At 36.4% G+C, this 23,359-nt stretch carries 26 protein-coding genes; 4 read left to right on the plus strand and 22 right to left on the minus strand.

Annotated features, from left to right (window positions below):
- Positions 1-46 precede the first annotated feature (46 nt).
- The 12 genes from ftsZ to H9D55_RS07040 form a co-directional block, all read right to left on the minus strand.
- Positions 47-1,207 (minus strand): cell division protein FtsZ, encoded by a 1,161-nt coding sequence (gene ftsZ, locus H9D55_RS06985; protein ID WP_186078049.1) that lies wholly within the window; start codon positions 1,205-1,207, stop codon positions 47-49.
- A 23-nt stretch (positions 1,208-1,230) separates the two neighbouring features.
- Complete coding sequence (gene ftsA / locus H9D55_RS06990) at positions 1,231-2,694, minus strand: cell division protein FtsA (protein WP_186078050.1); 1,464 nt, start codon at positions 2,692-2,694, stop codon at positions 1,231-1,233.
- 108 nt (positions 2,695-2,802) lie between these two features.
- Positions 2,803-3,954, minus strand: coding sequence for a cell division protein FtsQ/DivIB (locus H9D55_RS06995; protein WP_186078051.1), 1,152 nt, complete (start codon positions 3,952-3,954; stop codon positions 2,803-2,805).
- Between the two features lie 15 nt (positions 3,955-3,969).
- Positions 3,970-5,292 carry a UDP-N-acetylmuramoyl-L-alanine--D-glutamate ligase gene (gene murD / locus H9D55_RS07000; RefSeq protein ID WP_186078052.1) on the minus strand — a complete coding sequence of 441 codons (1,323 nt, stop codon included), beginning with the start codon at positions 5,290-5,292 and terminating at the stop codon, positions 3,970-3,972.
- A 3-nt stretch (positions 5,293-5,295) separates the two neighbouring features.
- Positions 5,296-6,255 (minus strand): phospho-N-acetylmuramoyl-pentapeptide-transferase, encoded by a 960-nt coding sequence (mraY, locus tag H9D55_RS07005; RefSeq protein WP_186078053.1) that lies wholly within the window; start codon positions 6,253-6,255, stop codon positions 5,296-5,298.
- 9 nt (positions 6,256-6,264) lie between these two features.
- Positions 6,265-8,418: a penicillin-binding protein gene (locus H9D55_RS07010; protein WP_235963135.1), complete on the minus strand. Its 2,154-nt coding sequence runs from the start codon at positions 8,416-8,418 to the stop codon at positions 6,265-6,267.
- Positions 8,399-8,776 (minus strand): cell division protein FtsL, encoded by a 378-nt coding sequence (gene ftsL / locus H9D55_RS07015; protein ID WP_186078054.1) that lies wholly within the window; start codon positions 8,774-8,776, stop codon positions 8,399-8,401. The genes H9D55_RS07010 and ftsL overlap by 20 nt, the downstream gene beginning before the upstream one ends.
- Before the next feature lie 20 nt (positions 8,777-8,796).
- Positions 8,797-9,726 carry a 16S rRNA (cytosine(1402)-N(4))-methyltransferase RsmH gene (gene rsmH / locus H9D55_RS07020; RefSeq protein WP_186078055.1) on the minus strand — a complete coding sequence of 310 codons (930 nt, stop codon included), beginning with the start codon at positions 9,724-9,726 and terminating at the stop codon, positions 8,797-8,799.
- A gap of 10 nt (positions 9,727-9,736) precedes the next feature.
- The gene (gene mraZ, locus H9D55_RS07025; RefSeq protein ID WP_186078056.1) at positions 9,737-10,168 is read right to left on the minus strand and encodes a division/cell wall cluster transcriptional repressor MraZ; all 432 of its coding nucleotides are present in this window, start codon (positions 10,166-10,168) and stop codon (positions 9,737-9,739) included.
- Between the two features lie 139 nt (positions 10,169-10,307).
- Entirely contained in the window at positions 10,308-11,879 is a 1,572-nt protein-coding gene (bshC, locus tag H9D55_RS07030) for a bacillithiol biosynthesis cysteine-adding enzyme BshC (protein WP_186078057.1), read from the minus strand.
- 114 nt (positions 11,880-11,993) lie between these two features.
- The gene (gene rpmF, locus H9D55_RS07035) at positions 11,994-12,170 is read right to left on the minus strand and encodes a 50S ribosomal protein L32 (RefSeq protein ID WP_186078058.1); all 177 of its coding nucleotides are present in this window, start codon (positions 12,168-12,170) and stop codon (positions 11,994-11,996) included.
- Positions 12,171-12,173: 3 nt separating this feature from the next.
- Entirely contained in the window at positions 12,174-12,701 is a 528-nt protein-coding gene (locus H9D55_RS07040; RefSeq protein ID WP_186078060.1) for a YceD family protein, read from the minus strand.
- A 138-nt stretch (positions 12,702-12,839) separates the two neighbouring features.
- Between H9D55_RS07040 and H9D55_RS07045 the strand changes: the two genes are divergently transcribed.
- Entirely contained in the window at positions 12,840-13,976 is a 1,137-nt protein-coding gene (locus tag H9D55_RS07045; RefSeq protein WP_186078061.1) for a nucleotidyltransferase, read from the plus strand.
- 46 nt (positions 13,977-14,022) lie between these two features.
- On the opposite strand, the gene coaD is transcribed toward H9D55_RS07045, so the two are convergent.
- Together coaD and rsmD are read right to left on the minus strand one after the other, a co-directional pair.
- Positions 14,023-14,508: a pantetheine-phosphate adenylyltransferase gene (gene coaD, locus H9D55_RS07050; RefSeq protein ID WP_186078063.1), complete on the minus strand. Its 486-nt coding sequence runs from the start codon at positions 14,506-14,508 to the stop codon at positions 14,023-14,025.
- Positions 14,501-15,064, minus strand: coding sequence for a 16S rRNA (guanine(966)-N(2))-methyltransferase RsmD (gene rsmD, locus H9D55_RS07055; protein WP_328795570.1), 564 nt, complete (start codon positions 15,062-15,064; stop codon positions 14,501-14,503). The genes coaD and rsmD overlap by 8 nt, the downstream gene beginning before the upstream one ends.
- Positions 15,065-15,114: 50 nt before the next feature.
- On the opposite strand from rsmD, the gene H9D55_RS07060 reads away from it, so the two are divergent.
- A complete protein-coding gene (locus H9D55_RS07060; protein ID WP_186078065.1) occupies positions 15,115-15,483 on the plus strand; it encodes a DUF7147 family protein in 369 nt (122 codons plus the stop codon).
- Here the strand turns inward: H9D55_RS07060 and H9D55_RS07065 are convergent.
- Positions 15,476-15,745 carry a YlbG family protein gene (locus H9D55_RS07065; protein WP_186078067.1) on the minus strand — a complete coding sequence of 90 codons (270 nt, stop codon included), beginning with the start codon at positions 15,743-15,745 and terminating at the stop codon, positions 15,476-15,478. The genes H9D55_RS07060 and H9D55_RS07065 overlap by 8 nt on opposite strands.
- Before the next feature lie 79 nt (positions 15,746-15,824).
- Between H9D55_RS07065 and H9D55_RS07070 the strand changes: the two genes are divergently transcribed.
- Positions 15,825-16,739, plus strand: a complete 915-nt coding sequence (locus H9D55_RS07070) for a glycerophosphodiester phosphodiesterase (protein WP_186078068.1) — start codon at positions 15,825-15,827, stop codon at positions 16,737-16,739.
- Between the two features lie 38 nt (positions 16,740-16,777).
- On the opposite strand, the gene H9D55_RS07075 is transcribed toward H9D55_RS07070, so the two are convergent.
- Complete coding sequence (locus tag H9D55_RS07075; protein WP_186078070.1) at positions 16,778-17,218, minus strand: YlbF family regulator; 441 nt, start codon at positions 17,216-17,218, stop codon at positions 16,778-16,780.
- 123 nt (positions 17,219-17,341) lie between these two features.
- Between H9D55_RS07075 and H9D55_RS07080 the strand changes: the two genes are divergently transcribed.
- Positions 17,342-17,698 carry a YugN family protein gene (locus H9D55_RS07080; RefSeq protein WP_186078072.1) on the plus strand — a complete coding sequence of 119 codons (357 nt, stop codon included), beginning with the start codon at positions 17,342-17,344 and terminating at the stop codon, positions 17,696-17,698.
- A gap of 50 nt (positions 17,699-17,748) precedes the next feature.
- On the opposite strand, the gene H9D55_RS07085 is transcribed toward H9D55_RS07080, so the two are convergent.
- From H9D55_RS07085 to coxB, 6 genes are all read right to left on the minus strand, one after another.
- A complete protein-coding gene (locus H9D55_RS07085) occupies positions 17,749-18,222 on the minus strand; it encodes a DUF420 domain-containing protein (RefSeq protein ID WP_186078073.1) in 474 nt (157 codons plus the stop codon).
- A gap of 13 nt (positions 18,223-18,235) precedes the next feature.
- Positions 18,236-19,189, minus strand: coding sequence for a cytochrome c oxidase assembly factor CtaG (ctaG, locus tag H9D55_RS07090; protein WP_186078075.1), 954 nt, complete (start codon positions 19,187-19,189; stop codon positions 18,236-18,238).
- A gap of 126 nt (positions 19,190-19,315) precedes the next feature.
- On the minus strand, positions 19,316-19,657 hold the full coding sequence (locus H9D55_RS07095; RefSeq protein ID WP_186078077.1) for a cytochrome C oxidase subunit IV family protein: 342 nt from the start codon (positions 19,655-19,657) through the stop codon (positions 19,316-19,318).
- Complete coding sequence (locus tag H9D55_RS07100) at positions 19,658-20,284, minus strand: cytochrome (ubi)quinol oxidase subunit III (protein WP_186078079.1); 627 nt, start codon at positions 20,282-20,284, stop codon at positions 19,658-19,660.
- Positions 20,284-22,212 carry a cytochrome c oxidase subunit I gene (locus tag H9D55_RS07105; protein WP_186078081.1) on the minus strand — a complete coding sequence of 643 codons (1,929 nt, stop codon included), beginning with the start codon at positions 22,210-22,212 and terminating at the stop codon, positions 20,284-20,286. The genes H9D55_RS07100 and H9D55_RS07105 overlap by 1 nt, the downstream gene beginning before the upstream one ends.
- The gene (gene coxB, locus H9D55_RS07110; RefSeq protein ID WP_186078083.1) at positions 22,212-23,333 is read right to left on the minus strand and encodes a cytochrome c oxidase subunit II; all 1,122 of its coding nucleotides are present in this window, start codon (positions 23,331-23,333) and stop codon (positions 22,212-22,214) included. The genes H9D55_RS07105 and coxB overlap by 1 nt, the downstream gene beginning before the upstream one ends.
- Positions 23,334-23,359 lie beyond the last annotated feature (26 nt).

Here is a 23,359-nt window from a genome sequence, read left to right on the forward strand (position 1 = left end):
ACGGAGATATTGAAATCAATATCTCCGTGAGTTCTATTTAATAAGATTATCTTCTACGGTTACGTCTTCCGCGGATGAACGAAGGAACATCTGTGTCGTTCTTTTCTTCACGACGTCCGCTTGGCTCTTCATCGTATGTTGGTCTAGAAGTTTCAAAGTTTTTTTCTTCAACTACATCACGCTCATCGAATGATTGACGTGATTGCGCTGGACGTTCAACTTGTCCTGGACGTACTGTTTCTCTAGCAACTGATTTTTCGTTAAAACCAGTTGCGATCACAGTGATGATAATTTCGTCTTCAAGTTCTGGGTTAATTACCGTACCAAAGATCATATTAACATCTTCATCAGCAGCATCTTGAACGATGTCTGCTGCTTCTTGTGCCTCGAATAGAGATAAGTTTTCGCCACCAGTAATGTTCATAAGAACACCTTGAGCTCCAACAATAGACACTTCAAGGAGTGGACTTGAGATTGCTTTTTTTGCAGCTTCTACAGCACGGTTTTCACCAGATGAAACACCGATCCCCATTAGTGCAGAACCTTTGTCAGTCATGATAGTCTTCACATCGGCAAAGTCAAGGTTTACTTCACCACTTACAGCGATTAAGTCGGAGATACCTTGTACTCCTTGACGTAATACGTTATCTGCTTCTTTAAAAGCTTCCATCATAGGTGTAGATTTATCAACGATATCGAGTAAGCGATCGTTAGGGATAACAATTAATGTATCTACTGCTGCTTTCATTTGTTCAACACCAGCTGCTGCTTGTGTTTGACGTTTTCTACCTTCAAATGAGAATGGGCGTGTAACAACACCTACTGTTAATGCACCCATCTCTTTAGCAATTTTAGCAACTACAGGTGCAGCACCAGTACCAGTGCCACCGCCCATACCAGCAGTCACGAACACCATGTCCGCACCTTGGATTGCATCTTCGATTTGTTCACGTGATTCTTCTGCTGCTTTTTTCCCAATTTCAGGATTAGCACCTGCTCCAAGTCCACGTGTTAATTTTTCACCAATCTGAATTTTAGATTCAGCTTTAGATAAGTTAAGCGCTTGTCCATCTGTATTAATAGCAATAAATTCAACGTTTTGCATACCCTCGTCAATCATTCGGTTTACAGCGTTGTTACCACCACCACCGACACCAATCACCTTAAGAGTTGCTTGATGGTTAAACCCAGTTTCAAATTCCAACATCTAATCATTTCCTCCCAATATACTTACTCGAATAAATTCTTAAATACTTTTTTAAAGAAGCCCGAATTATCTGTTTGCTTCTTCTCTTTAGGCTCTTCGTCAACATAATTGATTTCGTCATCAGAGTCTTCTGACTCGAACACAACATCATCCTCTTCGTAACGTGCCTCTTCGTTGTTGTATGGTTCTTCATAAGAGATATCTTTTTCTTTACTATCCTTATTTAAATTCGCATTCTTTTCCTTACGTTCTTTAAATAGTGATGAGAAGAATGAACCATCTGTAGTTTCGACGATTTCATCGTCTTCATCTATATCTTCATAGACGTTATCATAATTATCAATTGTAACATAATCTAATAGTTCATCAAATAAAATACCACTCTCGATTGTTGCAATCGCACTTGTAAACTCAGGTTTTCTTGCGCCCATTTGACTCGGGATGTGAATTCTCACTTTTTCTGAAACGATATCTTGTACAAGATCCTTAATTCCTCTTAAATTCGCTGTACCACCTGTAATGACAAATCCACCATTCACACGTGTAACACCATTTTCTGCTAAATCTTCAAAGATTTCCATAAAGATATCTTCAGTTACGATTTCAATCACATCAGCAAGTTTCTTAGCACTTAATTCTATGTCACCATCTTTGTTGTTCTGAGGTAACGTTAATTTTTCAGTATCGCTCGCTTTTTCATAAAATGCGTGACCATATTGTTCTTTTGCACGGTTAGCAAAATGATAGTCTGTATTGAACGCTTCAGCAACAGCGTATGAGATGTCATTACCACCAACATCGATTACGTTTAGATAGCGAAGTGTCCCTCTTTCGTAGTATGCATATTGCGTTAAGTCAGCGCCGATATCAATGACAACTGCACCGAGTTCTTTTTCTGTATCTGATAATATATGAGTATAGTTAAATCCATCTGATGTGACATCAATGATATCAAGACCCGCTTCTTCAGCACAGTTACCCATGTTGATGAATAACGTACGGTCTACCGAAATAACCCCAGCGCGTACTGTTAAACTTTCTCTTGCGAGTATTCCTTTTGGGTCCTCTACTTCATGTAGGTCATCTACTAAAAAGGATACTGGAAATACAGTAACAATTTCTTTCTCTGATGAAATTTCTTTTAATCTAATATTCTCTAATAATTCTTCAATCAGTTCACCGTCGATTTCAGTTTCTCTGCCTGTAAATCTTAGTGTTTCTGTTTCAAAAACAATATCCGAATTCGTAATCGGTACTTTTAAAAATACCTCATCGATTTCAATGTTAGATAAGAGTTCAGCTTTTTTAACTGTATCTATGATTCCACTTTTAGCGAGATCGAAGTCTCGGATCATACCTTTTGATACACCATCAGTGAAGGTTTGGCCGGTTCCAATGATGTTTACGCCATCGTGAAATTTCTCCCCAACCACGACTTTTACACTCGATGACCCTATGTCAAGGGCAACATAATACTGTTCCTTCACCTGAATGCCTCCTAATATTGATTCTTTTCACAATAGTCTAATCTATAGTTTACAGTATATAACATTAATTGTGAACTGAATACAATAAGTTTTCACAATATTTTATGCTTATTCCTTATTATCTATTTCGAGCGCTTTTAAACTACGTTTAATCTTCTCTAGAGAGGATTCTATTTCTTCTAGATATGGTACTTGACTTGGGATGTTACGCATATTTTGTTTGATTCGTACTACCTCTTCAGAAATGTAGGGTAAGAATGTGTTGCTCACTTCTAAATCAAGTATCCCTTTTTTATTACCAATCTCTTTTTTTATACCTGCATAATAGTCAATTTTATCGCCGATTGTATTATAATCTGCAATAATTTCTTGTCCATCATTCATATATAGCTGAATACGAGAATTTGTTTCATTGTTCGGTCGATAGAAGATTTCTGAGATCATCGCTAATATTTGTGGGTTCATTTGATTTAAACTCTTCACCATACCTTCAAATTCTACTCCATCAAAAAAGTGGATAATCGGCGCATCTATTGGTGTCATGTCAAATCCACGCAATACTTGTTCATTTTCTAATACTGGATAGTAACGTCCTTTACTTTCTACATATGCAACAACGTCATACTCTTTAACTATAATATTTACTGTGTTTGGGAAATCACGTTCAACTTCGATGCTTTCTACAATAGGTAGTAAAGAGATGTTTTGTTCTGCTTTTCCAGTATTCGTTAGATACATCTTATCTTCTTCTTTTATTTCCGAACGTCCTAATATTTCTTCATCTGTTAGATGTTCGTTACCTTCAATTACTATATCTTTTACGTTACTCTTACTACTAATTAAGTATGAAACTACTAGGAAGACTGTTGTTGCTGTAAAAAGAATAATTGCCAATTTAAAATAATTAATACTTCTCTTAGCATTTCGTTGCTTCACTTCTTTTTCTCGTTTAGGTTCTGAATCTTCTTCTCTAGCTGCAGTTAATTCAGTGACTTCAATTGTCTCTATTTCATCATTTAATTCAATACTGTCACTGTCTTTATCTACAGAATCATCGTTATTATCTTTATAATGCTCAACTACTGATTCATCGAGGTAGTTATTATCTTCAGGTTTCTGTTGGATAGCCTCCGAATCTCCTGATGAGAGGGTCGAATCTGATTCTTCTATTGTTTCTTTATGTCCTATATTGGTTGGTTCAGTACTTCTTTTTTTTCTGAGCTTTTTCTTCAACTCATCAATGTTCGGTTTGTCTTTCATGGCTATCCTCCTTTCTTATAGCGCGTCAAATCCTTCTTTAAAATGATTACCACGCGTTTCGAAATCTGTATATTGATCCCATGAAGCACAAGCAGGTGAAAATAATACCACATCACCCTCATTACTTAACTCATCCGCAATTTTAACTGCTGTATTTGGGTTTTCAGTTTCGACAGTTTGAATTTTATGTGCTGATAAAAACTGTGCTAACTTATGTTTCGTTTCTCCGAACACAATTGCGTATTTAACATGCTCTAAGTAAGGAGTGAGTTCTATGAAGTCTTGGCCACGGTCGAGACCTCCAGCAATCCAGATTGTATCTCTCTCAAAACTTCTTAAGGCAAATGTCGTTGCAAGAGCATTCGTTGCTTTTGAGTCGTTATAATATTTAACACCGTTCTTATCTCCAACAAATTCTAGACGATGCTCAATTCCTTTAAAAGTTGTCAGTACATTCGTAATATGCTCCATCGGAACACCCTTTTCATCAGCAACGAGCAAGCTCGCAAGAATGTTCTCTAAGTTATGTGGACCCTTTAATACGATGTCGTCGACATCGATTACGTATTTTCCATTAACATATACTTTGCCCGCTTCAACATAAGCATCTGTTCTTTCTTCTATACTAAAGTATTTAATTTCTGAAGGACAGTTCACAGCGTTTAAAATATCCCTTTGTGCATAGTTAAAAATAACTACGTCTCTTTCTTTCATGTTTTTTAATAAGTTTAACTTTGCATTTCTATATTCTGTCGCATCCGTATGATAATCAAGATGTGCATCATAAATGTTTGTGATTACTGCAATGCTTGGTTTAAAATCAATAATTCCCATGAGTTGGAATGAAGATAACTCCATAACAAGGTCTTCATCATCATTATTTAATACTGCCTCTGCAGCGGGATATCCAATGTTTCCACATAGAATCGGATGATGTATATCATCCGTTAGCATTTCACCAATTAGTGTTGTTACAGTCGTTTTTCCATTTGTTCCAGTGATGCCAATAATATCTTTTTTTCTTAGTTCATATGCGAGTTCAACTTCTGTTATGATTGGTACTTTGCGTTCCAATGCTTCTTGTAAAAATGGGATTCTATATGGAATACCAGGATTCTTGACAATTAAATCTGCATCATTAAGCAAATGAGACGGATGATGTCCATCAACGATCTGCACCGTTTGTTTTCTAAGTTCTTCTAAAACAACATCATCTACTAAGTTTTCATTTGTTGTCAGTGTGACACGTGCACCGAGTTTGTTTAAAGCATTCACTGCACTTCTACCGCTTCTACCATAGCCGAGCACAATAATGTTTTTATCTTTATAACGATTCATATACTACACTCCTAAGAATACTCCGATTATACCCGCAATTAGTCCGACTGCACTAAATACAATTACAATCTTCCACTCACTCCAATTCGATAACTCGAAATGGTGATGTATAGGTGTCATTTTAAATACGCGTTTTCCAGTCATTTTAAAACTCGTCACTTGAATAATAACTGAAGCCGTTTCTACTACGAATACAATACCGATAAGTAGTAGTAATAAACTGTTATTTAGCATAATTGAAACAGTCGCGATTATACCACCAAGTGCGAGAGAACCGGTATCTCCCATAAACACTTTCGCTGGGAACTTGTTATAGATGAAAAAACCAATTTGCGCACCGATTAAAATGAATAAGAACAGACTGATTTCTGTTTCTCCTTTAATAAGTGCAATTGTTAAAAATGATGCAAAAGCAATGATTGTAGTAGATGTTGATAAACCATCGAGTCCATCTGTTAAATTCACCGCATTAGAGAAACCTACTAACCAGAATACAATCCAGACAACAAAGAAGTATCCAAGTGGAATCAGAAAATCAGTTCCTGGGATCTGAATACCTTTTTCAATACCGGGAATGAACATAAACATGATGACAAAAATGATGACTGAGACAACTACTTGTAACAGTGCTTTTTGTTTCGATGATAATCCCTCGTTCTCTTTTTTAACGACTATGATATAGTCATCTAAAAATCCAATCAGACCAAAACCAAGTGTTACTATAATCAGAATGATGAGTTTTGATATATCATCAACGAAGAATAACGCAACTATTGATAGAATTGTCGTTACTACTATAAAACTGATACCACCCATAGTAGGTGTCCCAGTTTTAGCCAAATGTGCTTCTGGTCCCTCTTTTCTAATCGACTGTCCGAACTTTAATCGTTTTAACATGGGTATGAGATATTTCATTAATACCGCAGATGATATAAATGACATTATTAAAAATGCATAATACATGATTTCCTCCTAGTTGTTTGGATCGTTAGAATCCAGTTGTATTGTTAATGATGATTTTTTACCAAGTTCAGTTCCTGGCGCAATAGACTGACTCTTCACATAGCCTTCTCCTTTGATGCTTGCTTTAATTCCAAGGAAATCAAGCAATGTAATAACCTCACGCTTAGATAATTCACGCATATCAGGCATTGTAAGTGCACCCTCTGTTTTTACATATATTGTATCGTTTTTAATAAGTGTTGTGTTCTTTGGATAGTGATCCTTGATTACTTCACTCTTACCACTCGTAATTACGTTGAGTGAGTCATTTGTCAGTACAGCAATGTCTTCAATTTTCCTATCTGTATAGTCCTCAACTTTCACTTCGTTAACGTTGATGCCTTCAGAGCTATCTGTTACTTCTAAGTATTTTAACGTACGTTCCATAAGCGGATTAAACCCAAGGCTTACTCCATAGTCCCAAGTATCACTTTTGTTTTCAGATGCCTGCTTAACACCGTAATAAACGATTACTTGAGGGTCATCTTTTGGTGCATAACCTATGAATGACGTGATGAACTGGTATGGTTCATCAATGTAACCACCAATTTCCTCGTCATAGATTTGAGCTGTACCTGATTTACCAGTTACTCCGTAGTCATCTAATTGATACATTGGATTTCTGTCCAAAGTGCCGCCTACAAGTGTATTCATCTCTTCAACCGTTTTCTGGGCTGCCTCTTTTGAAATTACTTGTCTAACATTTGTTTCTTTACCCTCATATATAGTATTTCCATTTTTCGGGTCTGTCACTGACTTTACAATGTATGGTTTTTTCATCATGCCGTCATTTAATAGTGCAGTCATCCCTTGAATCATTTGTATAGGGGTAACTGATAAGGTCTGTCCAAATGATGAGGTTTTTTGTTGGAGTTCATTGTCCCAAGCGATTTGCCCACTAGCTTCTGTGCTAAACTCAGAGCCGGTTACTTCTCCGAAACCGAACTTTTTATAATAATCGAGCATTTTATCTGCACCGACTTTGTCTTGTAGGTCCATCATAAGGGTGTTTGATGAATACTGCATACCTTCGTTGTATGTGATTGTTCCCCAACCTTCAGTTTCCCAGTCATAAATCGTAGAATCCATGACGTCTCTAGACCCTGTCTCATAGTACTCATTAGAATTGTACTTTCCTTCTTCAATAGCAGCAGCTAGTCCAAATACTTTGAATGTACTCCCAGGTTCAAACTGATATTCATACAGCATGTTTAACCAGCTGTTACCAAACCCTTCTCGTGTATCGGGATTAAATGATGGTCTTTGACCTGCACCTAATATTTCGCCAGTTTTAGCATCTGCAACAAATGCGAATAACTCTTTTGGCTCGAAATATTTTTGCATCTCATCAAGTGATTCTTCTAAATAGAGTTGAATGCTAGAATCTAACGTTAGTTCTACATCCATACCGTCAATTGCAGACTCTGTTTCAAGTGTGCCTGGTACAACATAACTCCAAATATCTTGAGTGTAGTTCGAAAATCCAGATTTACCATCAAGCTCCTCATTGTATTCACGTTCAATACCAAGTGATCCGACAAGTTTTCCGTCCTCATTTGGTTCTGCAAATCCGATGATGTGGGATGCAAAAACTCCGTTAGGGTAGAACCGTTTTGTTTCAGGTAAAAATGTAAGACCGTCGAGTTCTTTACTTTCAAGTAGCTTTCTATTCTTATAGCTTACATTTCGTCCCTTAGTTCCAAATTCAACTTGGAATCTATCACTTTTTATTCCTTCATCTATCATCTTAATAATCTCTTTTTCAGACATTGACATTACTGTTGATAGTTCTTTAGCTACTTTCTTTTTGTCAGTCAGATGGTTAGGATAATTATCATCAACAATTACAGCAATACGATAAGCTTCCATATCACTTGCAAGAATTTCTCCATGACGATCTAATATCTGTCCTCTATTTGATTCGAGTATTATAGACCTCGTGAACTTCTCCTCTCCGAGTTTCTCTAGGTCTGAATCATCTATACTTTTAAAGATCATTAATATAATAAAGTTAATTACGATTAAAGCAAAAAACACTCCTAATATGATATAAATCAGGAGTGTAAATTTTGGGATGTTATGTGTGTTGATTGCTTTAAAATCTTTACTCATTCTGTTTTTCATACTTCTTTACAACCTTTACATTTCCATTTTCCATTTTGAGCCCAAGTTGATTGGCTTTTTCATAAATACGATCGTATGAAGAAAGGTGTGTGACTTCAGTTGTAAGTTCATCTATCTCTTTTTCCTTAAACGAAATTTCATTCGTGAGTTGCGCTTGCGTTGCTTGATGTGCGTGTGCTTCTTGTTTCGTATGCAAGAAGAAATATGCACTAAGTGCAACCATAAGAATTAATACAGCGTAAATAAGCAGCTCATTAAAGCGCAAGTTGACCCACTTAGATTTCTTGACATACTCGTACTTCGGCTTATCTACATGTTCACTTCGCTGCTCAATTTTACGTATTCTTTCCGCTTGCATATTCTACACACTTCCGATCATTATTTCAATTTTTTTGCGATTCTTAATTTCGCGCTTCGTGCACGTGGATTTTCGTTCAATTCTTCTTCTGATGCAAGAATTGGTTTCTTATTTACTCTCTTTAAAACCGGTTCGTACCCTTCTGGTATAATCGGCATATTTTTAGGTAGCTCTGGCCCTCTTTCGTACTCCTGGTAAATCTGTTTACAGATTCTATCTTCTAGAGAGTGGAATGTAATCACAGATACTCGACCATCTTTATTCAATAGCTCTATTGCTTCTTCTAAACTCTTTTCAAATACTCCTAGTTCGTCGTTTACCGCGATTCTAAGCGCTTGGAAAACCCGTCTAGCTGGGTGCCCTGACATTTTCAAAAATTTAGCGGGAATTTTACTTTTAATGATACTTGCAAGTTCTGTCGTTGTTTCTATAGGTTGTATTTCACGAACTCGCTCTATTTCACGTGCAATTTGTTTTGAGAATTTTTCTTCACCATATCTGAAAAAAATTCTTACTAAATCTTCATAAGGATATGTATTCACAATTTCGTAAGCGTCGAGTGATTGTGATTGATCCATTCTCATATCAAGTCTTGCTTCTTTTGAGTGTGAAAAACCACGCTCAGTGATATCGAGTTGTGGACTTGAAACACCTAGGTCGTAAAGAATGCCATCGATTCCTTCAATTCCTAGACGACCAAGCTCTGTTTTTAAGTGACTAAAATTACTGTGTATGAAGGTGATGTTTTCTACATTTTTGAACTTTTCTTTCGCTATGTTAATCGCGTATATATCTTGATCAAAAGCAATCACATGTCCATTAGGGACTTGACTAAGGAGATACTCAGTATGTCCGCCCCCACCAAGTGTTGCATCGACATAAATACCATTTGGTTTTATATTCAATCCATCGACTGTCTCTTTTAAGAGCACTGTATTATGTTTAAACATGTTTTCACCTCTAAAAATTGAAGTCGATTAGCTCTTCGGCAATATCTTCAAAATTATCTTCAGATTCATCATAGAAATCGTTCCATTTATCAGTATTCCAAATCTCTACTCGACTAGAAACACCAATAACAGTGCACGCTTTCGTTAAGCCTGCATATTCTCGTAATTTTTGTGGGATGTTAATACGACCTTGTTTATCAACTTCTACTCGTGTTGCTCCTGAGAAGAACATTCTCATGAATTTACGTACATCTTTTCTAGTTAGTGGGAGTTCTTTCATTTTCTCTTCAATACGAGACCATTCATCGTTTGTATAGATAAACAAACATTTATCGAGTCCACGTGTAATCACAAATTCGTTAGAGAGTGAATCTCTAAATTTACTTGGCACAATAATTCTGCCCTTTGTATCTAAATTATGATTATATTCACCCATGAACACAGTCTCACCCCACCTCTATATTTCTAATTTACCACAATCAACCACTTTACTCCACATATCATAGAATATTTTATAATAATTTTTATAAAAATAAAAAAACGATTTTCCATATTAGGAAAATCGCTTGATATCAATATTTCTATTCTTTTATTAAAACGAGATTCTCGTGGTAAGTGAGTGGGGAATAATCCCACATTTGCGTATAAAATGTGAGTGGATGATAAATTCTTTCCTGTAGAACTCCAAAAGGGAGTAAAATTTGTTCGATTTCTTTTAAATCACTCAACTCATTTCTGATTTTTCTCATTGACTCAACTTTGTATCTTCTCTTTAAGTAGCCAACTTGTTTCATCTGCGCTTTATAGTTACTTTCAATGAGTTGTCTTTCCCAGTCTGACTCACAACAATGCTTTAAATCATCATATTGATTCATGACTTTTGCCTCTTGTTTTTCAAGTGCTTTTAAAAGCCGGCTATTTTCATTGTCTTTCATTAGCTCTTTTCTCTTCTTCTGTAAATCAGAAATTAAATCTTTGGTGAATGTCAGCTTATACTTGTCGAGTTTTTTACTAATCTCTTTTGGGAGATACATAAATTCCATACGTTTTAAAACTAGTGGCATTGGGACTTCTAGTGTTTCAAACACTTCATGTAATTCACCCCAATATTTCACTTCTGCACCACCACCAACAAAAATGAGTGTGTTAAACAAACACTCCTGCATGACCGGTCTGGTCACAACGTTATTGCTCATCTGCACAATGTCGGAATCAATCAATTTCAAAATCTCATCTTTTGTGTAAATCTCATCTTCTGTACGATAAATACCATCTTCAAATTTTAGAAGTGCCCGTTTATCATTTGAGTTAATGAAGAGATGTACGTTAGTCTCAGTGTCAATCGTCTTGTCGACATTAAAGTGTGAAGTGAATTTTTCTTGACCACTTCTGAATGCCTTATCGATTTTTTCGTGCTTCAGGAACATCTTTTTGAATATTTCTTTTTCTAACTCACGAATCCCTTCACTGTGTGCGTTGACAATTAATAATCCTTTATCTTTAAACAGCTCATGAACGAGTGACGTAAAAAAATCTGTCCATGAATGATAGTCCTCTAGCTTTTCAATAATAGAATCTTTTATTCGGACGAGTCGAGGTTCGTCTTTTAAATAGTTAAACATCTCGTCAACTACTGATTTCATTGCTTTCTTATCAAAATCATAGAAACCGATACTCATCGGAACTGTTAAGTTTGATTTGTATGAAATCTTCTTCACTCTGTTGTGATACTTGTCATATACATGCGTGTGATTCACTTCTTCATAATCGTGATCTTCCCCTGCAATCCAGAACACTGGTATAGCATCGTAATCGTAATTTTTCTTTACATCATTTTGAAGTATGAAAAGCGAAATGATTTTATGAAGAATATACATTGGACTCATTAAGAGTCCAGCTTGTTGTCCACCAATAATTACGCGGTGCCCATTTTTAAGCTTTTCAATATTTTTTATTTGAGCATCATCTAGTTCAAAAACACGCATTCCTTTTTCAATTTCATCAGCAAGTGCCTTCGTATGTTCGTGTACTGGTCTTTCAGTTATTTTACTAATCGTCTCTTTAGATAGTGTGTTCATTTCAAAGAACTTTAAGTCATCTAGTTTGTTCTCTCTAATGAGCGGTTCATTATAATCAATATATTCGAAGATCATTTAAAATTCTCCTAATGTTAAGTGTTACTGAAATTATAAATAAATGGCGCGCGTTTCTCAAATCACACGCTTAAAAGTAGACATAAAAAAAACACGGGGATAACCCCATGTTAATTAGTTAGCTACTGTAACTTCTTCGCCTTTATATGATCCACATTCTGGGCATACGCGGTGTGATAACTTCATTTCACCACAGTTTGGGCACTCTGTCATACCAGGTGCACTTAGTTTAATGTGTGTACGGCGTTTATTTTTACGAGTTTTAGATGTTCTTCTTTTAGGTACTGCCATTGTTTAATCCTCCGTTTCGTCACTATTAAATAGTGATTGTAATTTTTGAAGTCTTGGGTCAACAGGTCGTTCTTTTTCAAGTTCCTCTTCACTCCCAAAGACTTTCCAATTATCAGTGTTTGATGAACTTGGCAATGATTCACTTTCCGTATATACATTCGGGATATTTACTATGATTAGTTCTCTCACAATTGGCTCAAGGTCAATTTCGTGAAGAACAGGATGGAGATTGTCATCTTGTTCGTCAATCTCACTATCTGATTCAATCGATTCGTCGAATATTTCAACTGTATCAATTGACAGTGGATAAATCACGGGTTCTCCAGAGCGACTATCTATCATAGATACATCCGCTTCGATATGTAAGTTCACATCAAATCGTCTATTGCTATGAAGAATATCACCAGAAATTTCAATATCATGAATATGGAAGATATCACGTCGGTCTGTAACATCCTCTAATTGAATGTTTTGGTTAAAAGTAAATGCATTATCTTTAAACTTCCTAAGCTGTGAAAGTGACCACTTCATCTCTCTTCACCTCTTATAAGCACAACAAATATTGTACAGAAATATCGGTTTAGTGTCAAGTTTTTTTCTTAACACAATTGCTTTTAATTTAGTAATCTTTGATATACTAATTATAACTATATCATGGTGGTGTTTAACTTGAAAATACTTTCTCTTATAACTGAATATAACCCGCTTCATAATGGGCATATTTATCATATTAAAAAATCAAAAGAACTAGTGGATCCAGATGTCACAATCGCAATAATGAGCGGTAACTTTACCCAACGTGGTGAGCTAGCAATCATCAACAAATTTGACCGTGCAAAAGAAGTCATCAAACACGTTGACCTTGTGATAGAATTACCACTTATCAATGCAATCAGCTACGCAGACGATTTTGCAATTGGTGCTATAAAAATGGCAATGGAACTTGGCACGACAGATATATGTTTTGGAAGTGAATCTGGAGATATAGACGCTTTTAAAGAAGCATTAAAAAGCGAACGTGAAGTTAATCAAGGTGAACTTAAATCACTTATTAAGTCAGGTATATCATATCCTCGTGCAATCGAATCACTCACGTATAATACTTTGCTCTCTGAACCGAATAACACACTCGGCATCAGTTATTTGAGAGCAATCGAAACTCTTGGAGCAGGTATCACGCCACATACTATTAAACGTAAAGGTAGCGGTTTTCATGATGCACATGACGCAGCGAATGATTTCCAAAGTGCCACAGGTCTACGTAAATTACTAAAAAATAAGGAAGAGCAAACCGCTGAGAAATACATGCCCTATCGTCTTGCAAGAAAAATTATTACCCGTGGTGTTGTAGACAATGAGATCATATTCGATACATTGAAGACAATAATTCTAAGAAGTACACCGGACGAATTAAAAACAATTTATACGATGACTGAAGGTCTTGAGAACAGATTAATTGAATACATTAAACAAGCAAACACTTATGAGGAATTTTTAACATTAATTAAAACAAAAAGATATACTTGGACAAGACTCTCGAGACTCTTAATCTATGTATTGTTAAATGTTACTGCTTACGATGTGGAAGAAAGAGATCTACCCACTGCTGTGCGTGTACTTGCCATGAACGTTACTGGACAATATTACCTTTCAACATTAAAAGGAAAACAGGTTTTCACAAATATCAATAAAAAAACGAGCACTTATTTCAAAGATGAAATCAAGGCAACCGCAATCTATAACACACTGACTGGAACAACAATGAACGACTTTAATACACCCGTCATAATCCATAGAAGAGTATAAATAAGACCTTATACCAGAAAGGGTATAAGGTCTTCATCTTTAAAAACTACTTTTTAAATTTTTCTTTTAATGCGTTTTCTACATTTGGAGGTACCACGTCACTTACCTTGCCACCGTGACGTGCCACGTCTTTAGCAATCGAGCTCGAAATAAATGAGTATTTGTTATTTGTCATTATGAACATCGTTTCAACGTTGTCATTAAGTTTTCTGTTCATTGACGCCATCTGCATTTCATACTCAAAGTCAGAAACAGCACGCAATCCTCTGACTATAGCAGTTGCCCCTACTTTATTACAAAAGTCAATTAAAAGACCATCAAACATCTTAACTTCTACATTATCGATTGTTTTCATCGTCTCTTCAATTAGTTCTATGCGCTCCTCAGGCGTAAATAAGCCTGTCTTGTTCGCGTTTGTTGAAACACATACATAAACTATGTCAAATACGCGTGATGCACGTTCTATGATGTCCATATGACCATATGTGATTGGGTCAAATGAACCTGAACATACAGCGATTCTTTTAGTCATCTAAACCTCTCCTTAAAAATTGACACTTTGTCGTTCCCTGCTCGATTACTTTTTCTATTGTAAATGGCGCAACTTCGATGTTTTCATTTTTCGCACTCTCAACAATGATTACCCCATCAGATTTTAATAAATCTAATTCATCGATCATGTGTATCGCGATATTTGCAAGTTCTTTATGATATGGTGGATCTATAAAGATAAAGTCAAACTGTCTCCCTCTTTTATGTAATGCTTTTAATGCTCTTCTATAATCATTTCTGTATACTTCGATGTCTTCTTGTAAATCTCGTATGTTACTTTTGATGACTTTTAATGCATCCACTGCACCGTCTATTATAACCGCCCGTTCGCCACCTCTTGAAAGTGCCTCAATAGTAAGGGCACCACTCCCACCAAAAAGATCTAGTATATCTCCATACATACTACCTAAAGAACTAAACATGGACTCTCTTAACTTCTCTCCTGTTGGACGTGTATCATTTTTCTTTAATGTTTCAATTCGTTTGTTTTTATACTTTCCTGCGATAATACGCACGATATCACCTTTCTTTCTCACCAAATTAATTTTATACTAATAGATAGAACATGAATAAAAGGAGAATTCCCTTGCAAAAATTTATTTTACTTGGCCATGGTTACAGCGAAATTTTTGAGTTGCAAGCATTGATAGAATATAACCACGCCCGCATAGATAAAGCCGTTTTTATTCATCACGAAGATGCACCTTCAACATTCGTACTCATCATGAAGCCTGCAGTACAGAACTTCCAAGCACTCTATACAATCTTAAGAGGTTTGCGTAAAGGCTATGAAGGTGAAATGTATACGCTCATTTCTAAATGGTTAGATAATAAAAACATACAAAAAATTGATATGTCTTCTAGAGATCCTGAGGATTTCCATGAAGAAGATCTTTATTACCAATACATTATTGGCGTGTTACGGTTAAACCACATCATCCCACCACTTAACTAGTCTGGTATGGTGGTGAAAGTGTACCTTCATCATGCTTTTTATACTCAGTTTTAATGTTTCTATACTCTGACTCTATAACCTTTGTCACATATTTTAATTTAGATAAATGATCGAGTGTTTTATCGAGTTCAGATTCATTAATATAAACGAGAAGGTATTTCTGCTTAGTATTCACATATACGACATTCCCATAACGGCGTAATTGTCGTATAAATTTATTTTGTTTAAAATATATATATAAACCGATACGTCTTGTTAACATATTACTCACCTTTATATCCCTTTAGACGTATCATAACATATTTATGAATTTTACTAATATACAAAAATGGAGGATTCATATGACCAATATAAAAAATATACTTCTAAGCAGCGTACTAATTGGTGGTGCAATTTACACTGCTACTAAGCTGATTAGACTTCAACCTGTGATGGAAATAAAACCCTATTTTAAAAGAAAGTCTCCTTACCTATTCGCACACCGTGGCGGCTTAGGATTAAGACCAGAACACACGAAACTTGCGTTCGATAATGCATTAAACTTCGCTGTTGACGGATTTGAAATAGATATTAGACTGACTAAAGATGAAGAAATCGTAGTCTTTCATGACGAATACATCGACCGAGTGTCAGATGGCTTTGGTAAAGTCTCAGATTACACGTTAGAAGAACTGAGTGCATTCGATTTCGCCTATCACTTTAAACTCTCAGATGATAGTTATCCATATCGAGGGCATGAAGATGCTAAGGTTATGACGCTTGAAGAGCTTTTGGACAAGTATCCTGACATGCTCATTAACATCGATATCAAAGATCCAATTGAAACAAGAGCAGGCTGTATCGTAGTAAAAAAACTATATGATTTGCTAGAAAGAAAAAATGTAAGAGATCGCGTACTCGTTACGAGTTTCCAAGACGCCCAGATCAAGCAGTTCGATTTATACGCTAAAGGAAAATATGCGATCGGTGCCGGGGTTGATGAAGTGCTTAAAGCATACACGAGTTTCGTAACAAGTCTCGGACATATGTACACACCGACCAGAGACACATTCCAATTACCAATTGCGGCCGGAACAATAAGACTAGACACGAAATCGTTTATTAACTTCATGAAAAAATTAAACATCGCACCTGGTTACTGGGTAATTAATGATGTTGAACAGATGAGTCAATTGCTAGATCGCGGTGCACAAACAATCGTAACGGACTATCCAGACATTGCTTATCATGTATTAAGGGATCAATTTCATATATAATAAAAAGACGTGTTCTCATAAGAGAACACGTCTTTTTATTAACTTGCACAGCTACATGAACTACCAGTACTGCATCCGCCGCCTGTCTTTCCACTAAAGAATGGGTTGTGACTTACGACGTTTGCATGTTCAGACACGGACTGTCCAATAATGTACATAACTTCGTCTAAGATATTCTGTAGCAGATACTCTGCCCTGCGGTATTCTATTACCACTGGATTGAGATCAATTTCTTTCTTCATTTTATTCACTTTTCTTCGCATCTCATTAAAGTCTGGATGATATCTTCCAAATCTTTCTACTTCACTGAACTCTTCCTTCAATTTAGTAAATGCATTTATAAGCTTACGACACTCATCGTCTTTATGTAGTAAATCTTGATATTTTTTATAAGAATGATATTCCTCTGACTCACGAATCATCAGACCAACTTTTTCTAACTGATCTAATATTTCAATATCTGAAAATGTTAAAAACATAACGCTCACTCCCTATCGCTATTTTATCATAAGCAATTGATTAAATCTTAAACAAAATGTATTTGTATTTAAGGTTTGAATAGATTAAAATGATAGTAATGGAACTAACGGGAGGGCAATTCGATGGTATTTGAAAACTCTGGTATTGAAAACATAATTATACCACAAGACGTTTTACAATTAGTGATGAATAAAAACGGTTGTGTACTTGGCGGAAGCTGGGACTACGAACGTATGACTTTTGATTACAAATATGAAATTCCTGAAGGAATTTACTACTTACGCTTCCCTGGATACGCAGTTGAAGGTGATGTGGGTGCGCGTAATGCAAATCTACAACTCATGGACCCATACATGGGTAAACACTACTATCCAACGGGAATCGAATACGGTAAAGACGAGTATTTTCCTGAGCGTATCGTAGATCATGCAATCCAAAAAATTAAAAAGATTCATACTGACCTAGTTGAATTAGCATAAAGAAAAGCCCGAAGTGATTATCACTTCGGGCTTTTCTTTATCTTTAATACTTACTTATGGTTAAAAATCGCTTCAAAGAGGCCTGCCTGTTCTCCACCTGGATACATTATGTAAAGTAATACATAAACCATGACTCCAGTTATTGCAGTGATGAACCAAATCACTGAAGTTAACATACCAAGCTTTCTATGAATACCCAGTTTATTCTTTTTACCAGTAAAGACTTGGTATCCACCAAGCACTGCACCGACCGTTGACAAACTAATGTGTGTAATCAAAAAAATTACATAGTACGTTTTCAAAGTATCTGGTCCTGCAAATGTTGTACTACCAATAAATACAGTTTTAGAAACGTAGATCACAAAGAAAATCGCTGCAAAAATTGCCGATAAACTCATAAATCTATCATGTGCTTCTAAGTCTTTATTCTTTCCGAGAATCTTTTTTAAACCAATCGCCATCATGACCGCACTTAATACAATAAATGTTGTACTAATCGTAGGTAAAATAAAGTGTAAGTTCATAATAATTATCCTCTTATCTAAATTGTCTATCTAGTTCTTGTTGCTTAAGTACTTGTTCTAAGTTTTTTCGAGTAATCTCTTCTTGGTCTCCACTCTCTGATTTCCACCAGTTGTAAAAGATGTAACCTAAAATTACTGAGAAGAATACCTCTTGTAGAATCTTCATGATGATTCCACCTGTACGCTGATCACTTAAAGGAGTCATCGTACTAAAGTATTCTGGACCTGAAATCATGTTTTGTCCTTTCAATGCATCTAAAACACCTGCAGGTACACATAATTCCATTGCTTTTAGCCATGCAGCGTTTTCTGTGTATGTTTTAAACATAGGTGTTTCAGCAAAGATAATTAGTCCACATGCTGGAAGAAGTAATCCACCGATACCAAATATATATAACATTTTGAATAATCCACCCATGTGTTTTTCAGGTGGGTCAATTTTGTTTAAAACTGGCCAGAAGCACATAGTAGCTGTAATAAATAAAACTGCTAGTGCTAGTACGTGTAATGATTGACTCATTTTAAGTGCATCCATTACAACTGGAATATGGTAAATACTAAATGCCGCACAGAATACTATAAGAACAACTAAAGGTTTTTGGCATACTTTATGGAGTTGTCTTAATACGGGTTGCTTAGCAAGATAACGCCATAAGTAATCTGGAATTGCAAAGTAAAGCATTGGCGGAATCATAAGTAAACCTAGTGCCATTTGAATCATATGAAATGTAAATAAAATATGACTCAGTATATCTATTGGTGAACCAAAAGTTATATAGAACATTATGAATACGCTCAGAGACATGAAAATCTCAAGTGGTGTTAGTTTTCTCCCACCTTCGAACTCATCGTACCATTTCATCGTAAGTAAGAAATACGCAATTGCTACTGCGATTACAAATACGAGTAGAAACGGGCTCCAGTTAGCTATAAATCCGAAGATTCTAATAGATAGGAGTCTATCCATTATTCATCACCCTTTTTTATTCGATAGCTTAATTATAAAGCATTATACAGAAATCTCAATAGACCCTTGTTGACGATATTATTACAAATTAAAAAAGAGACTAGATTATCTAGCCTCTTTTAGGTATTAGATTGGGTTACCAATCCAAACGATCATAATGAAACATACAACAAACGCGATTGCGAAATATAATCCAGTTAGGATAAGTAACTTCGCGAAATCATGACCTTTATCTTTCATATGCATGAAGTAGTAGAACTGTAGTGCGACTTGTATAAATGCAAGTCCAATAACAATCGGTACAATAAAGTTCTTGTCTAACTCTAACGCTACTAAAGCGAATGCAATAAATGTTAAGAAGATCATGAGACCAAATGAAATCATTTGGATTCTCATTTCCTTTGTACGTTCCGTTCTTAGATACTTAAGTTGCGTTTCAGTTAATTGTTCTGGTTCGTGATGTGCCATTTATAACACCCCTAACAGATAAACAATCGTGAAGATGAATACCCATACTACGTCAATGAAGTGCCAGTAAAGTGAAGCAGTGTTCACTTTAGCTGCAGTGTACACTGAGAGACCGCGGTTAGCGTTACGGATGATTAAGAGCGTAATCCAAATCAGACCAACGATAACGTGGAATCCGTGCGTACCAATTAAGAAGTAAAAGGCACTACCAAAAGCACTTGATCTAAATGTATGTCCGATACTTACATATTCTACGAACTCGTAAATCTCGAGTGCTAAGAATCCTGCACCTAGTAGCACAGTAATTCCAAGCCATAATTGCATCTTCCCAAAGTTATTGTTTCTCATGTGATATACAGCGAATACTGATGTAAGTGATGATGTTAATAAGAACATCGTCATTACGAATGCAAGTTCTAAATGATATAGTTCAGCTGCTACTAAGTGATCTTGACTAGGTACTTGGTCTTTTAGTGCTAAGTACGTTGCAAATAAACTAGCGAAAAGTACAGTCTCTCCAGCTAGGAATGTCCAGAACCCAACAAATTTGTTACGTCCTTCTAAAGTCGCCTTTTCTGGGTGCACTGGCCATTGGTCGTTTGGTACATTGTATCTCATTTCAGCCATTAATTCGCACCTCTTTCTCTAGCTTCTAATTCTCTTAAATCAGCTTCTAGTTCTTCTTTAGTTATATAATAACCTAAATCATCTTTCCATGATCTTACACCCATTGAGATGAATGTGATTGCAAGACCTGCAATTAACACATATAGTGCCCATGGTCTAACTGGTAAATCTGCTACCGCATCGATAGCCCAAGGCTTTCCAGATGCAAAGTATAATGCACCGAAACCTGCTATAAATAAACCAAGTGAAATCATAAATGGAATAAATGAGTTATTTGGCATATGGATTGGTTCAACAGGACCCGCTGAAGGAATTGTTCCATCGCCCTCTTCTTTTTCTAATGCTAATACATCAATGCCACGAATAAGTGGTGTTTGAGCAAAGTTGTAATAAGGTGCTGGTATTGGTAATGACCATTCTAATGTACGACCGTCACCCCATGGATCTCTCCCAACTTTTTCATTTTTAACAAGTGTTTTAATGATATTAATTAACAGTATAATTACTGCAACCGCCATCAAGGCTGCACCAATTGATGAAATCATATTGGCAGCGTTGTAACCTTGTCCATCGAGGTATGTGAACACACGTCGTGGCATACCCCATAAACCTAACCAGTGTTGAATTAGGAAAGTACAGTGGAAACCAATAAAGAATATTACCATTTCTAACTTACCTAATTTTTCACTTAGCATTGTTCCAGTCATGATTGGCCAATAGAAGTGAAGTCCCGCGAGCAATGCGAACACTACTCCCCCAACGATGACGTAGTGGAAATGGGCTACGATGAAGTAAGAGTCATGGTACTGATAGTCTGCTGGCGCTGCAGCCTGCATGATACCTGTTACACCACCCATTACGAATGATGGAATAAATGCTAATGCATAGAGCATTGGTGTTGTAAATTCGATACTACCGCCCCAAATTGTTGCAATCCAGTTAAAGATTTTGATACCAGTCGGAACTGCAATAGCCATCGTTGCTAAAGCAAAAATTGCGTTCGCAGTTGGTCCAAGCCCAACAGTAAACATGTGATGCGCCCATACCATGAATCCGAAGAATCCAATAAGTACTGTAGCGAATACCATTGCTGAATAACCGAATAGTCTTTTACGTGAAAATACCGAGAATATTTCTGAGAACATACCAAATGCCGGCAGGATTAGTATATACACCTCTGGATGTCCGAAGATCCAGAATAAGTGTTCCCATATAATTGTGTTACCCCCAGCTTCTACAATAAAGAAGTTAGAACCGAACATACGGTCAAATATCATTAAGAAAACACCGATTGTAAGTGGTGGGAATGCAAATACGATAAGAATAGCAGCTACAAGAGTTGTCCATGTAAATAATGGCATTCTCATGTAAGTCATACCAGGAGCTCTCATCGTAATAATCGTTGTTGCAAAGTTAATACCTGAAATTAAAGTACCTGCTCCTGCTATCTGCAAACCTACTGCATAGAAGTCGATACCGTGTCCAGGTGATGCAATAGATAGTGATGCATAGCTTGTCCAACCAGCATCTGGTGCTCCACCTAAGAACCATGAAAGGTTAAGGAAGATACCTCCAAATATAAATAACCATACACCTAAACTGTTTAAGAACGGGAATGCTACGTCACGTGCACCAATTTGTAATGGAACAACTGCGTTCATAAACGCGAATAACAGTGGCATTGCCGCTAAGAAAATCATTGTAGTACCGTGCATTGTGATTACTTCGTTAAACAGTCCTGCTGATAGGAAGTCGTTGTTAGGTATTGCAAGCTGCGCTCTAATGAGCATCGCTTCTATACCACCTAAAGCGAAGAAGAATCCGCCGGCAATCAAGTAAAGAATTGCAATTTTCTTATGGTCAACTGTTGTTAAGTAATCCCATAGTACTGCACCAAAGCCAGCTTTTTTACCTTTTACCTGTGCCATTACTTATCTCCTCCTTCGTCTTTTGTCTCTCTTAATTTAGATTTGTCGCCTGTACCTTCATCAACTTTTAGAGTCATAAGATATTCTGCAACTTTTTCAATTTCTTCGTCATTTAACTGATATTTACCAGTCATTTTGTTACCTGGTTTAAGTGTCTCAGGATCTTTGATCCAGTCAACTAAGTTTTCTTTATTATGCTCTAAGTAACCAGCAACTAGTTCGCGGTCACCAAAGTTTGTTAAGTTTGGTCCCACTGCACCAGCGCCTGTAGGTGTCACTGCGTGACAACCAATACAAGAGTTGTTAAAAATCTCTTGACCTTCTTTAGCATCTCCTGCGTCAGCTTGTAATGGCTCTTCAATTTGTTTCATATCAGCTAACCATTGTTCATAGTCATCTTTTTCTAATGCTTTGACTTTAAAATCCATTAGTGCGTGAGATGGACCACAAAGCTCGGCACATTTACCATAGAATAAACGGTCAGCATCTTGTGCTTTATCGTCATCGAATACTAAGAAGAAACTGTTCACTCCGTCTACGTTAGTGTCGAGTTTTCCTCCTGCTGCTGGAATCCAGAACGAGTGTTTAACGTCTGCCCCTTTAAGGTTGAAGAATACTTTCTCTCCAGTTGGTACAACTAAATCTTGAGAAGTTACTACACCCTCGTGCTCATACTCAAACTCCCACCAATATTGATGTGCTGTAACGTTGATAATTGTTACATCTTGGTTTGGTTCACCTTTAGCATTCACCATTTCAGTTGTATCCCCTTGTTGGAAAGTGAAATACACTGTAGGAATTGCAAGGATGATTAGTAGAACAATCGGAATAGAAGTCCAGATGACTTCTAACGTGTGGTTACCAGCAATTTGCTTAGGTTTAAAGCTCTCACCTAACTGGCTCCTTCTACTCTTGAATACAGCGATACTAAACGCAACTGTAACAACGACAATTACGAGTACCATGATTGCGATGGAAATTACCATCAGATTGAATTGTTGTCTCCCAACTTCACCTGCAGGTTTTAATGCGCTGAGATGATTCTCTCCACACCCTGCAAGGAACATAGTAAGAACAGACATTAACATAATGAATTTTGTTTTTGTCCAACTGTTCTTCATCTAATTTAACCCCACTTTCAAAAGTT

The organism is Phocicoccus pinnipedialis, assembly GCF_903994035.1.
Taxonomy (GTDB): domain Bacteria; phylum Bacillota; class Bacilli; order Staphylococcales; family Salinicoccaceae; genus Phocicoccus; species Phocicoccus pinnipedialis.